Origin of the sequence: Streptomyces caelestis (assembly GCF_014205255.1) — a bacterium.
In the GTDB taxonomy this organism is placed as follows: domain Bacteria; phylum Actinomycetota; class Actinomycetes; order Streptomycetales; family Streptomycetaceae; genus Streptomyces; species Streptomyces caelestis.
Map to the genome: position 1 here is coordinate 93218 of NZ_JACHNE010000001.1, position 13721 is coordinate 106938.

The 13721-nt window shown below is 67.7% G+C and carries 10 protein-coding genes and 5 pseudogenes; 10 read left to right on the forward strand and 5 right to left on the reverse strand.

The annotated features are described in order from the left end of the window. Positions 1-108: 108 nt before the first annotated feature. The gene (serS, locus tag HDA41_RS00465; protein ID WP_184979626.1) at positions 109-1398 is read left to right on the forward strand and encodes a serine--tRNA ligase; all 1290 of its coding nucleotides are present in this window, start codon (positions 109-111) and stop codon (positions 1396-1398) included. Between the two features lie 102 nt (positions 1399-1500). On the opposite strand, the gene HDA41_RS00470 is transcribed toward serS, so the two are convergent. Continuing rightward, on the reverse strand, positions 1501-2496 hold the full coding sequence (locus HDA41_RS00470) for an AfsR/SARP family transcriptional regulator (protein ID WP_221511376.1): 996 nt from the start codon (positions 2494-2496) through the stop codon (positions 1501-1503). 864 nt (positions 2497-3360) lie between these two features. Next, the gene (locus tag HDA41_RS42585; protein WP_358981643.1) at positions 3361-3498 is read right to left on the reverse strand and encodes a group II intron maturase-specific domain-containing protein; all 138 of its coding nucleotides are present in this window, start codon (positions 3496-3498) and stop codon (positions 3361-3363) included. A 616-nt stretch (positions 3499-4114) separates the two neighbouring features. Here HDA41_RS42585 and HDA41_RS00485 point away from each other — a divergent pair. Further along, positions 4115-4482, forward strand: a pseudogene (locus HDA41_RS00485) (transposase family protein); the annotation flags it as partial. Between the two features lie 19 nt (positions 4483-4501). Here the strand turns inward: HDA41_RS00485 and HDA41_RS00490 are convergent. Then, entirely contained in the window at positions 4502-5314 is an 813-nt protein-coding gene (locus HDA41_RS00490; RefSeq protein WP_184979632.1) for a hypothetical protein, read from the reverse strand. Between the two features lie 241 nt (positions 5315-5555). Here HDA41_RS00490 and HDA41_RS00495 point away from each other — a divergent pair, with 241 nt between their 5' ends. The 4 genes from HDA41_RS00495 (at position 5556) to HDA41_RS42180 (ending at position 10391) form a co-directional block, all read left to right on the forward strand. Then, positions 5556-6188 (forward strand): TetR/AcrR family transcriptional regulator, encoded by a 633-nt coding sequence (locus HDA41_RS00495; protein WP_184979634.1) that lies wholly within the window; start codon positions 5556-5558, stop codon positions 6186-6188. A gap of 268 nt (positions 6189-6456) precedes the next feature. Continuing rightward, positions 6457-6639: a hypothetical protein gene (locus HDA41_RS00500; RefSeq protein ID WP_184979636.1), complete on the forward strand. Its 183-nt coding sequence runs from the start codon at positions 6457-6459 to the stop codon at positions 6637-6639. A 684-nt stretch (positions 6640-7323) separates the two neighbouring features. After that, positions 7324-7809: a hypothetical protein gene (locus tag HDA41_RS00505; RefSeq protein WP_184979638.1), complete on the forward strand. Its 486-nt coding sequence runs from the start codon at positions 7324-7326 to the stop codon at positions 7807-7809. 65 nt (positions 7810-7874) lie between these two features. After that, complete coding sequence (locus tag HDA41_RS42180; protein WP_184979640.1) at positions 7875-10391, forward strand: FG-GAP-like repeat-containing protein; 2517 nt, start codon at positions 7875-7877, stop codon at positions 10389-10391. Between the two features lie 80 nt (positions 10392-10471). On the opposite strand, the pseudogene HDA41_RS00515 reads toward HDA41_RS42180, so the two are convergent. Beyond that, a pseudogene (locus HDA41_RS00515) lies at positions 10472-10960 on the reverse strand (two-component sensor histidine kinase); the annotation flags it as partial. Positions 10961-11028: 68 nt separating this feature from the next. On the opposite strand from HDA41_RS00515, the pseudogene HDA41_RS00520 reads away from it, so the two are divergent. From HDA41_RS00520 to HDA41_RS00535, 4 genes and pseudogenes are all read left to right on the forward strand, one after another. After that, positions 11029-11467 (forward strand): annotated as a pseudogene (locus tag HDA41_RS00520) (phosphatidylinositol-specific phospholipase C domain-containing protein); the annotation flags it as partial. Positions 11468-11780: 313 nt separating this feature from the next. Next, complete coding sequence (locus HDA41_RS00525) at positions 11781-12131, forward strand: winged helix DNA-binding protein (protein ID WP_221513015.1); 351 nt, start codon at positions 11781-11783, stop codon at positions 12129-12131. 42 nt (positions 12132-12173) lie between these two features. Then, positions 12174-12937, forward strand: a pseudogene (locus tag HDA41_RS00530) (transposase). A gap of 56 nt (positions 12938-12993) precedes the next feature. Further along, positions 12994-13346 (forward strand): annotated as a pseudogene (locus tag HDA41_RS00535) (PI-PLC domain-containing protein); the annotation flags it as partial. On the opposite strand, the gene HDA41_RS00540 reads toward HDA41_RS00535, so the two are convergent. Next, complete coding sequence (locus HDA41_RS00540) at positions 13326-13640, reverse strand: DUF397 domain-containing protein (protein ID WP_221511377.1); 315 nt, start codon at positions 13638-13640, stop codon at positions 13326-13328. The pseudogene HDA41_RS00535 and the gene HDA41_RS00540 sit on opposite strands and share 21 nt — an antisense overlap. Positions 13641-13721 lie beyond the last annotated feature (81 nt).

Here is a 13721-nt window from a genome sequence, read left to right on the forward strand (position 1 = left end):
CGACGCCGGGTCGGCTGCCCCTGCCCGTCCCCCTTGCCGCCCGTCCAGGACGGCGAGGCACGCCTGCGAGCCGATGCCCGGGCCGCACTGGAACCAAAGGAGATTGCCGTGCACGACGCACGCGAGCTCATCGCGCTCGGACCCGAGGCCGTACGGCAACTGGCACGGCGCAACCACGCCCTCGACCTCGATGCCCTGGAGGCCGCCGGCCGCAGGCGGACGGCCGCCGAAGAACAGGTGAGCCGGCTGCGCGCCGAGCTGAAGGCCGTGGCGCGCACGGGGACGGGCACCCGTACCGGTGCCCCGAGCGAGGAGGAACGCGCGGCTGCGCGCGCCCTGCGCGATCGCGTGCAGGACGCCGAAACGGAGGCGCGGGCGGCGAGTACCGAGCTGAGCCAGTGGCTGCAGACGATCCCCAACCTTCCACTGGACCTCGTACCCGACGGCCGGTCCGAGAAGGAGGCCGTGGAGATCCGCCGGGGCGGGCCCCCTGTTGTCTCTGCCGGGGGCGCCGTGCCCCACCACGCGGACATCGGCGAGCGCCTCGAACTCTTCGACAGCACGCGCTCCACTCGTCTGTCGGGCGCCCGGTTCCACGTCAGTCGCGGGGCGGGAGCCCGCCTGGAACGAGCGCTCGCCGCCTTCCTGCTCGACCTGCACACCGAAGAGCACGGCTACACCGAGTACGCCGTCCCCTTTCTCGTCAACCGCGAGACCATGACGGGCACCGGTCAGCTTCCGAAGTTCGAGGAAGACCTCTTCGCCACGCGGCTCGGCGACCGCGAGCTCTTCCTCATCCCCACCGCCGAAGTGCCCCTGACGAATCTCGTCGCAGGCGAGATACTCACCTCCGCCGAGCTGCCGCTCGCCCTCACCGCCCACACCCCGTGCTTCCGCTCCGAGGCCGGCTCCTACGGCCGCGACACCCGCGGTCTGCTGCGGCTGCACCAGTTCGAAAAGGTGGAACTGGTGCGCATCTGCGCACTGGAGGACGCCCCGAGCCAGTTCGACCTGATGGTCGGACACGTCGAGAAGTGCCTGCAGAAGCTCGAGCTGTCCTACCGCGTGATGCTGCTCCCCGCAGGTGACATGGGCTTCTCCGCACGGATGACGTACGACGTCGAGGTGTGGCTGCCCGGCAGCGGGGCCTTCCGGGAGATCTCCTCCGTCTCGGACTGCGGCGCCTTCCAGTCCCGCCGGGCGGGCATCCGCCACCGCTCCGGTGCCGGACGAAACGTTCCCGCCGCGACGCTCAACGGGTCTGCCCTGCCGATAGGCCGCACGGTGGCAGCTCTCCTCGAACAGGGCGCGCGGCCCGACGGCAGCGTCGTCCTGCCGGACGCCCTCGTCCCCTACACCGGGTTCCAGAGGATCCTGCCTGGAGGGCGTACCGCCTGAGACGACGCATCGGGCCCATCCGCCGGGAACAGCGGCGGATGGGCCCGAATCGCGTACGCGCCTACGGGCGTACGGACGGCGGCCTCACAGCGAGGGGCCTGGTCACGCCGGCCGGAACAGCGCCTCGCCGCTGGTCAGGGTGAGAGAAGGATCGTGGGACAAGATGGCGTGCTCCACACTGCGCAGTGAGGGAGAGGGCAGCACGCCGATCTCCTCGGAAAGGCGCTGCCACATGCGCCGATAGGTGTCCAGCGCGTCGGCCTGGCGGCCGGAACGGTACAGGGCGATCATGAGCTGTTCGCAGAACCGCTCGCGCAGGAGATTGCTGACGTGGGCGTCGTAGAGCTCGGCGAGGATGTTCGCGTGGTGCCCGGCACTGAGCTCGGCGTCGAACAGCAACTCTCTGGCACGCAGACGGTGTTCTTCGTACAGGGCGCTGGTGAGCCGGCACACCGACCCGCCGGGCAGGGATCCGAACACAGGACCGCGCCACATGGACAGCGCGGAGCGCAGCAGGTCGGCCGCCTCGGCCGGACGGGCGGAGACGACCGCCTCGGCACGGCGGACCTTCCGGAGGAACTGAGCGGCGTCGAGCTCGTCCTCGTCGACTGCCAGCCGGTAGCCGGACGGGTGCATGGTCAGACGCGATGCGGAGCGCTCGGGCTCCATGGATCTCAGACGGCGCCGCAGCCGACTGATGTGTGCCTGCAGGGCGTTGACCCGGTTGGCGGGGGCTGATTCTCCCCACATCTCATCAATGAGCGTTTCGCCGGAGACGGCCTGGCCCTCGCTGACCAGCAGTACCTGGACGAGCGTGCGCTGCAGATCACCGGGGATCTCGACCTGACCCGTTCCGGTGTGCACCTCTAACGCCCCGAGAATCGAAAAACTCAGCACATCGCGCTCCCTTGCCGTGTATTCGGTGGTAATGAATACGGACGTGGTCTCGTGTTGAGACTGGTTGGTGTGGAGGCGCGAAACTGGCCCCGCCCACCAATCACGCGGATGGCCGAAAATGATCGATACACACGCTTCCCCCCGTAGCCGTCGGATGCCAATCTTCGACAGTGCTGCCGTTGCGTAAGTGGCACCAGCCATTTGACGCGTACGAATCTTGCCACACGCACATTCATTCTAAAAGTTTTTTGCCTCACATGACCCAGGATCCCGGCTAAGGAATTTTCCGAACCGTGCACGCAACCATTCAAGAGTTAATCGCAGCGTGACGGTTTCGGGCATGCGGTCACGGCCTGTGACCGATGGTCAGCGGTTGGCCGGGCAGAGTCGTCAGGTGAGCGCGGCGGGCGGCGGTGGTGAAGCGCAGGAAGTCCGTCTCCCGGTCCCGCAGCGGCTCCAGCAGCAGCCGCGCCTTGCGCGCCCGGGCCGCTCAACATCCAGATCACGAGTGTGGCGGAGGCCGAGGACGCCGGCGCCAGATCGCGCAGCGTGTGCCGCAGACACAGCTGATGGGTCAACTCGCCCGGCACGGCGCTGTCGTAGGCGCTGTAGCGGTCGTGGACGATCACCGCGTCGAGGTTCAGCTGAAGGTAGACGAACGTCTTGTTTGCGGCGTGGCTGATCAGGGAGTGGACGAACCCGTCGGACTCAGTTGGCCTCGTGAGTCGAACGCCATCACGGACCGTCCGAAGCCCCGGCTGCGGCGATGTCGCTGGCCAGAAATCTCGCCATCCGCATCCGCGTGTGGAACCCGATCTTGTCGAAGTGTCGGGCTGGCTTTATCGAACGCATGTGAAGTCGCTTCTCGACAGCTTCGGGAGGCACCTGCCGCGCCCGGAGTTCGATGTCGACCAGTGCGGGAAGCACTGCCCGCCGAGCTCCCGCCTGTCGGCTTCGGAGCCGCACCACCGTGCCACCGGGCCCGTAGCCAGCGTCTTTTGTCTTTGCGCCTGATGCCGACAACGGATGGCACCGACCAATGCCGCAGAGTGCCGTCCGAACTCATCAACAACCACGCCTGCTCCTCCGCGTCCGCGCCTCCCGAACTGTCCGAGAAGCGCTGCTTCCCGTCATCGACACAGCCAGTCGGGCCGAGTTCCCGAAGCGGAAGTACGCGGTCCATCCCCGCAAAAACGCATTCACTCAGCCAGCAGGTGTGTCAGCCGCTCCAGGGCAGCTTCGGCCTGCGCGCGGAGCGTGCACATCACGACCGCGTCGCCGAGGTACCGGGTTTGGGAATGAACACCCGGCGAGCCGAAGCGGCCGCCACCTGCCGTCCTTCAACTCCGCGGCCGGCTCGCAGAGAAGCCGGGTCACCCGTACTCCTCGACCCGCCCGAGATCAGCCGAGTCGGTGCCCGGAGCGCCGTTGTCACGACGCACCGTCGACCACGCATGCGCCAGGACATCCCTGCGGTGGGCCCTGTCCCCCAGCGCGTGGAACCGCCGTCCGGGATCGGCCTTGGCCGCCCGGTAGGGCGCATGCTGCAGGGCATGGACCTGATCCGTGGGAGAACGCCCCCCGACGGCGGGACTGGCCTCGATCTTCGTGAGGGTCTGCTGGTTGAGCTGACAGGCCGTTTCGTCGTTGCGGTCTGAGCCGCAGGCGGTGCTGGGGCCCCAGTGTCGTCTCGGTTGGGCGCCGGTGTCCACCGTCCGGGGCGGGGTGGTGCTGTCGTGGGGACGGGAGAGCTCCTGGGTCAGCCGGGGTTGGGAAGCCGCGTGAGCCGTGTGATTGCGGCCATGACGGTGTCGATGCGGTCGGCCGCCCGCTGCCCGGCAACCGCAACTACTGCAAGGCGTGGGCGCCCTCCGGTGCGAAGGCCGCCGTTGGCCGGACGACGGTGATCCCGGACTGCGGATACCAGGGCACCGGCCTGCTCATCCCGCACCGCCGCGAGGAGGGCCAGGCTGAACTCCCGGCCTGGAACAAGGAATACAACGCCCCCACCGCAAGATCCGCCCCCCGCGTCGAGCACGCCTTCGCCCGCGTGAAGACGTGGAAGATCCTCCGCGACTGCCGACTCAAAGGCGACGGCGTCCACCACGCCATGCTCGGCATCGCCTGCCTGCAAACCTCACCCTCACCGGAGGACGAGGAAACAGGCAGGTCAATGAGCACTCGTGAATCAACTACGGGACAGCGCTCAGATGCGGATCTGCCCGCGTGCCCAGGAACGCAGAGCCGCCGTGTACCCGGGGATGTGCTCCTTGGCACGCATGCGGATCAGATCGCCCCACTTCAGGCCTTCGTCGAAGACCACGGCTCCTTCACGGTCGACGAGGCACGCTCGCACGGTCGCGTCCGCCGCCTCATCAGGACTGAGATCCAGCAGGTCGACCAGCTCCGTCGCGGTCCGGCGAACCATCTCCGCTCGTTCCCCATGGGTCGTTGAACTGATGATCCGGCCGATCTCCGACTTCGACATGGCCTGGGCGTTGTCCAAGTGGGCCTCCCGGCTGGCGAGAACAGCACGTCCCGCGCCGACCAGAGCCTGATCGCTCAATGCGATGTGGGCCAGCGTCCAATCGACTCGCGCGCGATCGGACTCGGCGAGAAGCGAGTCGTCGGCGATGCACTCAGCCGCGGCGAGCAGTTCCTTGTAGGCGCGAGAGAGTTCTTTGGTTTCCACGGAGGGCTCCGATGAGAGGTGCGGGTGCCGCGAGCCCGCATCCGGGGGCGCGGTGACTCGCTGGGGTGCGGTGACTGCCGCGGTCACACTGAGGTGGCGTCCGAGGCGGCGCGGGGGGCATCGGCCGCCGGCGCTGGGGCGGCTGCCGCGGCCCTGGCTGCGGCCATCTTCTTGCGGCCGGGCAGGAACGAGGGCCAGCAGGCCTCCGATGATGGCGCCGAGCACAGCCGCGGTGAAGCCGATCAGCAATCCGTCCGTGAAGACGGGGGCCACCGCATCCCGCACCGGGCCCTGGGCCCCGGCGGGCAGCCCGGCGATGACGCTCAAGTCGCCCGATGAAGGTCAGCAGGAGACCTTTGCCTCGAGTGACGTCCAGGGTCGTACTTGTCATGCCTTCCTCACGTTCGTGCGGGCATGGAGGGGCGGCTCGCCACTCGGCAGGCATCAGCAGGGAGCCTAGTAGCCGGGGCATGGCGAACACTAATTGACCGACGGTCGGTCCGGCAACCGACTGGCGGTCAGTCATGTAGCCTCGGCCTATACATCACAAGGAAGGAGCGCTGCAGAGATGGCTCAGACCGCGACCCCGAAGAAGCGAAAGCGTGTCGTCAAGACCGCCGAGGCGCGGAGGGCCGACATCCTGAAGGCCAGCCGCGAGGTGTTCGGCACGACCGGTTTCGCCGACGCCACCATTGCGGACATCACGACGGCCGCGGGCATGGGCAAGGGCAGCTTCTACATGTACTTCGAGACCAAGGACCACGTCCTCGGCGCCCTCTGGGAGGAGTACATCAGCGCGTTCTATGACACCACCCAGGAGATCCTGGCGCAGGGGAACGCCTGGTGGCCCACCATGGACGAGCTGTTGCAGAGGCTCCTCGAGCACGCCATCGAGAACGCGGAACTGCATCGACTGGTCTACGGATCGGCGAACGCGAAGGCGCTGGAACTGTGCAAGGAGTCCAACGCCCGCGTAATGGACTTGATCTGCGGCTTCGTCAGACGCGGCGCGGTCGCCGGGGCCTTTCGGAGCGCCAGCCCCGAATGGACGTTCCGCATGATCTACCACGCCGCCGACGGCTTGCTAAACGACCTGATCGCCGGCGGGGCGCCCCTCGACACCGCGGCCATCAACCGCAGCGTGCTCGAAATGGCGCACCGGGCACTCGGTGACCCGGACCTGGCATCGGCGGGCTACTGAGCCCGGTCCAGGGCGATGTGCAAAGCCGTCCGATCACGGATCGGTGCAGGTCGGTTGAGCCGATGAGAGTCAGGGGCCGCCCATAGGGGCGGAGAGCTGTCGTGCGGAGTGCGGCGGCGATGTCGACGTGGCCGGCGGTGCGGAGTCGGTTGATGGCGAAGCTGCGCAGGGTGGCCATGTTCTCCGGGCCGTGTCCGGTACGAATCTTGGAGGAATCATCACGGAAGGCGGTGTCACGGACGAAGTCGAGCCGGTTTTCGATCACCCGGTGCGCCTCAAGATCTTCACGATCCGCTCCGGGGACGCCTGGCGGCTGGTCAGGCCGGTGATCACGGAGACCGTCTCCCGGCTCCGTTTGCCGTTCCTGGTGTCGGTGCGATGGCGTACGACCTTGGTGACCTGGGCGGCATGCGGCAAGTCGACGCCGAGGTCGGTGACGGTCAGAGCCTGAACGGCCCGGGTCTTCAGGCGGCCGTGGCCGGTGGTGCTCGCCTGGGTGAGCCGGTAGGCGCGCGCATGGGGTGCCGGGCTGTGGGACCAGATGAGTCGTGTCGATCAGGCTCTGCAGCGGCGAGGCCTCAGGGCAGCGGGCCCATGCGGTATTCGGAAGAGGGTCGTACGTCATCGCCCCGTCAGGGGCATGTCAGGGGCTTCCGGCATCCTTGCGAGGTCTGCCTCACAGGGAGCTTGGATGAGAACAAGAAGGACCCGGCTGTGGATCTGCCTACCCGCATTCGCCATGGCCAGCGCATGGGGAATGGTCGGAAGCGCCCCCGCTGTCTCCGCCGAACCCGGCTGTGCAATCCGCGAGAATTCGCCGCAAGCCGACTGGGCACGGATGTCTTTCCCGATCGACCTCTACTGCACCAACACACCCGGAGACGTGACATCCCAGTCCTTCTTCGGATCTCCGGTCACCGGGAGGATGACGAAAACCACGAGCTGGTTCGTCTGCTGGAAGATCGGGGCTCCGCACTCCGGGAAGAACAGCGTCTGGTACTACACCAAGGGCGACGTAGTCGTGAACAACCCGGGCCAGCAGGCTTGGGGTTATATGCCGGCGAGTGCGCTCGGCACCACCAAGGCGCCCTTCCCGGGGCTGCGAAAGTGCTCATGGGGATAGGGGCCCATACACATGCGTGCAACCAATGACAACAGCCGGCCGCAGGGCGTGTCCCGCCTCGGTCGCGTCGGCCGTACCGCCCGCGGCCTCATCGTGGCGGCCCTCGCCCTCCCCCTGCTGACCAGCGGTCTGAACACGGGCACCGCCCACGCCGCCACCTGCGTGCTGGAGGAGAACGTCCTTCAGCAGGACAAGCTTGGCAATGTCTTCCGCACCGACGTCAAGTGCGACAATCTCGCCGGAGACGTTTACGGGCGCGCGTCCTACGACAGTCCGCTCACCGGAAAGAAGACCTCCACGCTGAGCACCTTCGTGTGCTGGACGCGAGGTCAGCCGCATTCCGGCGGAAACACCGTCTGGTACTACACGAAGGGTGACACGGCGGTTTCGCCCTTTGAGGCCTTCGAGGGCTGGGGGGCGATGGAGTCCAACAAACTCCTGACCCCGTCCGGCATTTCGCATCCCTTCCCGGGGCTTCCCCGCTGCCCGTGGTACTGACAGATCCGGAGAAGTTTTCCATGCTGATGAGGAATGACACACTGCGGGGGCGAGGTCGAAGCTCCGTGCTCGCCCTCGGTCTGCTCGTGACCCTTTCCGCCCTGGGAACAGGGCTGGGAATTGCCGCGGCGGCCCCCGCCCCGGACTCCGGTGCGGCAGGCGGAGGCGTCAAGGTGTCGGCGCTGGCGAAGGCGAAATCCTCCGGAAAGCCGGTGGAGATCGTGGAGGGGCGGACCGAGACCTCCGAGGTGTACGCGAATCCGTCCGGCACGCTGACCGTGACGACGCACCTGTCGCCGGTACGGGCACGTCAGGGCGGCAAGTGGGTCGCGATCGACACCGACCTGGTGGTCGGCAAGAACAGCGTGAGGCCCAAGGCCGCGGCGGCGGGCATCGAGCTCTCCGACGGCGGCACGGGCCCGCTGGTCCGGCTCAACGACGACACGCGTGTGCTGGAGTACAGCTGGCCGGGCAAGCTGCCCAAGCCGAGGCTGGCCGGCGCGGTGGCGACGTACCCCGAGGTGCTGCCCGGAGTCGACCTTCAGGTCGAGGTCGATGCGAAGGGCTTCCAGCAGCTGCTGGTGGTCAAGGACGCCAAGGCCGCGAAGAACCCCAAGTTGAGGAAACTCACGTACGGCATCAAGTCGAACGGCCTGAAGGTGACCGCCGACGAGAAGCAGGGCCTGAAGGCGGCCGATGCCAAGGGCCGCAGGATGTTCTCCGGGCCGGCACCCCGGATGTGGGACAGTGGTAAGGGCGGGAAGAAGAAGCAGGCGGTCATGGAGACCACTGCCGCGGGGGAAAGCCTCAAGGTCGTCCCCGACCAGAAGCTGCTGACCGACACCGGTACCACCTACCCGGTCTATGTGGACCCGTCGTTCAGCACGGAACTGCCCGGCGCATACGCGGTGCACGAGTTCAAACCCGAGTGGCACCACTGGGACACCGAACGTCTCTGGATGGGGAACGACCAGGGAAGCGATGGCAAGTACACGCGTACACGCTCGTTCTTCCAGGTGGACGTTCCCTACCTGGCTGGGCGGCAGGTGCTGAACGCGTCGCTGTCCCTCAAGGATCTTTCGGGGTGGACGGGAGACTGTTCCCGCGTCCCTGTGGAACTGTGGGAGACGGGCAGCGCCGGTGCCACGACGACGTGGAACAACCAGCCGTTGTGGAAGACGAAGAACTCCTCCTACTCCTGCCCCAAGGGCACGATGACTCTGAGCGCGACGAGCGCGGCGCAGGCTGCCGCGCAGAGGGGCACGAGTCGTGTGGACCTGGGAGTACGGACCTCCCTCACCGCCGAGAGCGCCAGGGCTGACAGCACCCGGCAGTTCCTCACGGCCGACGCGAAGTTCACCGTGGAGATCAAGAACAACGGCGAGTGCTTCCTGGTCACGGACGTGAGCCATACAGACCCCGACGGCAGGTCGTTCACCAAGGAGATGAACTGCGACAGCCTGGCGTCCGACGTGAAGGCCGATCCGTACACCACGGCGCAGACGACCGGGCAGCTGCTGGCGGGTCCGCACGGCTTCGTGTGCTGGCGCAGCGGTGACATGAACGGCGCGGGGAACCGCATATGGTATTACGTCAGGGGCGATACGGCGTCGGGCTGGGCCAGCTGGAAAGGCTGGGGTTTCGTACCGGCCAACAAGATCACCGGTGTGGGTGCGGAGCCCTACCCCGGGCTGCCGGCCTGCGATGTCCATAACGTCACCCCCGGTATCACCCCGCCGCAGGACTTCAACTCCGACGGACTGTCCGATGTCGTGGCCCTCCAGACGGACGGCAATCTCGCCCTCCACCCGGGCATCGGCAACGGCACCCTCGGGAACAAGCGGATGCTGTGGACCGACGGCCGTGGCAGCGCGTACACCAACGTCTTCGCCGGCGACTTCAACGGGGACGGGATCGGCGACATCGGGGGCTTTGACGGTGCCCGTGTGTGGTGGTGGGCCGGAGACGGCAACAGCGGGGTCGGCACGACGGCTCAACCGCTGATGGACAACCGGTACAAGACACAGGCCGGCTTCGACCCGGGCATCCACGCGCCGTGCCGGGTCGCCTTCGCCACCGACTTCAACGGCGACGGAAAGACGGACATCGCGGCTGCCTGCGGCCAGGGCTCGGAACAGGGCGACTACGACGCCGACTCCATCTGGTGGTGGCCCGGCGACGGGGACGGCGGGGTCAACGCCACCCTGGGCGCGAGTCTCGGCTACGAGTATCTCTACGCAGACCGCAAGGAGACCGAGTTCTCCCCGCTGGACGTGACCGGTGACGGCCGCATGGACATCGCGAGGATGCCCTCCCCGACGATCTTGGAGCTGAACCCGGGTCCCCTCGCGCGCAACGCCTCCTACGGCACGGGCACCAGGCAGACCTGGGCGCCGAACGGCTTCGGCAAGGTCACCAAGGTGTTCGCCGGTGACTTCAACCGGGACCGCTACGGCGACGTGGCCGGCGTCGACAGCAGTGGCCAGCTGTGGCAGTGGCCCGGCAAGGGCGACGGCACCTTCGGCACTCCGTCGAAGATGTCGACCGCCACCGACTGGGGGGCCTACAAAGACCTCCTGTGATCCAGCGATGACACCGGGGCCGGGCATCCGTCGTGACGCGGATGCCCGGCCCCCGTGTGAACGCGTTCAGGTGCGGTTCGTCATGAGTGGGGCGCCCCGGGGCGCCCCGGCGGTGGTGCCGGAGCCCCCAGGGGACGGATCACCGCGCTGGTGCCGCCGCCCTCCGTCGGGGCCAGGGCCACCTCGCCGCCCTGGGGGGAGAACTTCACCGCGTTGTCCAGGACGTCCACCAGGGCACGTTCCAGCGCGGCCGGATTTTTCCGTACGTACCAGGGCCGGATGTCCGGCGTGAACGTCAGCTCCCCCGCAGCCGCGCCCGGGTCAGGGCCGTGCCGAGTACGTCGTCGTGCAGCCCGACCACCTCCACGCGGCCCTGCGCCACCGCGTCCGGCCGGGACCAGCTCCTGCAGGTCGCCGATCAGCACCGCCAGCTCGGCCATCTGGGCTTTCACGGACGCCGGCAGCGCCCGCCGGTCGGCGGGCGGGATCGCCCGGCCGGTCTCCTCACTGCGCGCCAGCAGCTCGATGTTCGTACGGAGGGAGGTCAGAGGGCTCCGCGGTTCGTGCCCGCCCCTTTCGTCTGTCGTACGCCTCCTCCGTCCGGGCTCCTTGATGCGTACCCGTCATCACCCGGGTCGTGGACCGACGAAGTCCTCTCGCGGGCGCCGCGGCGATCACCGCCACCCTTGTCCTCGGAGCCGCGCCCGCCCGGGCACGCACCCGCACCCGGATCCACGGGCTCCAGGACTGGACGGCCGGCCACGGCCATCCCACCCCCGCTCCAGAAGCCTCACCATCCCCGGGACGCACGACTCGGGCGCCCGGTACGGCCCCCGCAACTGGACAACGGCATCCGCTTCCTGGACATCCGGTGCCGGGTGGCCGACGGGTCCTTCGCCATCCACCACGGCGCCTCCTACCCGAACATGATGTCCGGTGACGTCCTCGTCGCCTGCCGCGACTTCCTCGCCGCACGCCCCTCCGAGACCGTCCTCATGCGGGTCAAGCAGGAATACTCCGAGGACACCGACGCGACCTTCCGCCGGATCTTCGATGACTACCTGGACGTACGCGGCTGACGCCCCCTCTTCCGCATCGGCGCCGGCCTCCCGCCCTCGGCTAAGGCCTGTCCCGTTAGTGCTCTCTGAGGTGGGCCGCGCCCCTCGGGGATCAGCCTCGCGTGATGCTGTGAACGGGCCCTGAAACGCCTTGACCTCAACGGAACCTGAGGGTCTACGGTGATCGCGTTCTGTCGATCAGGAGAAGGAGGGGCACGTGAGCGTGACGCTCAGGGAGTACTCGCAGGAGGAGTTGGCTGCTCAACCCATCGGCTCATGGACTGGCGAGGCATACCGGCAGGTGGTCGGCGCTCTCCGTGCGCAGTGAGCGGTGGAGGATCTCACGCAGCCGCATTGGTGGACGCTCAACCACGTTGCCGGGGAGCCGGGTAAGTGGACCCGCGCAATGTTGATCGAGCGGCTGGCGAAGTACGAGGACCTCGGGATCGACTTCAATAGTGTCTTCGATGACCTTGTCGCCCGTGGTTGGCTGACGGAGGACGCAGGGCTCATGACTTTGACCGAGGCGGGAGAGGACGGGCGGCTTCGGGCCAAGGAGCGCAACTTGCGCGTACATCAGCAGATGCACGAAGGCATTGACACGGCCGACTTCGTGACCACAGTCAACGTCCTGCGTCGTATGGTCGCCAACCTGGGCGGCGACGGCAACCTGCCCGACTGACGGGTGCCGTAGGCAGCCGTACATGGGTGAGAACATCTCAGTGTGGCTGGTGTGATCACGGCGTCGGAGTCGTCCTGGATAGCCCCGTACACCGCGTTGAGCATGCGTCAGTTCGGCAAGCTGATCACGGCACTGCGTCGGGAGGGCGCGGACCCGGTCCGCAAGGGTCGGCCGTGGAGCCTGCCTCTCGAGGATCAGGTCCTGCTGATCGCCGCGTACTGGCGGACCAGCCTGACCATGCGGCAGCTCGCGCCGCTGTTCGGGGTCTCCAAATCTGCGGCCGACCGCATCATCGACCACCTCGGGCCGTTGCTCGCCCTGCAGCAGCGCAAGCGCTTCCGCAAGGACGCCGTGTTGCTCGTTGACGGCACCTTGGCGCCCACCCGCGACCACAGCATCGCCGAGCAGTCCAAGAACTACCGGTACTCGACCAGTCACCAGGTCGTCATCGACGCCGACACCCGGCTCGTCGTTGCCGTCGGCCGGCCGCTGCCGGCAACCGCAACGACTGCAAGGCATGGGAGCTGTCCGGCGCGAAAAACGCCGTCGGCAAGACCACGGTCATCGCGGACGGCGGCTACCAGGGCACCGGCCTGGTCATCCCGCACCGCCGCGAACGCGGCCAGGCCGAACTCCCGCCATGGAAAGAGGAACGCAACGCCTCCCCCCGCAAGGTCCGCGCCCGCGTCGAGCACGCTTTCGCCTGTATGAAGGGCTGGAAGATTATCCGGGACTGTCGCCTCAAGGGCGACGGCGGACACCACGCCATGCTCGGCATCGCCCGCCTGCACAACCTCACCGGATGACGTAGCAATGAGCTGGTCAACCAGCACGTCGTAGATCATTTACGGGACAGCCCATAGCCCGCGGCCGGGTCGTCCTCCTCGCCGGCAACGCGCGCCTGCCGGGCGTCCGTTACGGCGACGGAGAGCTCTTCGGCATCCAGGACGACTACATGGCGGAGCCGGGGCCCAAGTCTCGAAGATCGAGGCCCACTTCAGGAGGGCCGCCACCCAGCCGGGCAAGCTGTACGTCAACTACGTCTCCACGGCGGCCCTGCTCCCACCCCGCTCGAACTCCGACCGCCTGAACCCGATGGTCCATGCCTTCCTCGACGGTGCGGAGGCGACAGCCTGGAAGGGCCTCGGCATCGTCCCGACGGACTTCCCGGACACCCATGTCGGCCTGGTGGAGTCACTGGTTCACCACAAGTGACCTTTTCCTGGCGGGCGCGGCGGGGAAGCGGTCGGACTCGTCGGCCAGGACTCCCCGTACGAACGCGTCCCACTGCTGGCGGGTGGTCGCGACGGTGCCGCTGCCGTTGAGCTGGACGAGGTCTCCGGGGCCATGGGTGACGGCGGTCCCGGACCGCGGTGGGAGTTCCCGGGCCTTGAGAGCGCGGAGCAGGGTGGCGAAGGCGGCGGGGGTGGTGGCGAGTATGCCCTGTTCCGGGCCGGCGCTTTCGGTGAGTCCGACGACTCCGTCGGCCGAGGAGACGTGGGCACGCACGACTCACCTTCGCCGCAGAACGACGACTTCTGCCAGTTGTCGGGGTAGATGACTTTTTCAGGGGGTCTTGGCGATGGCGGG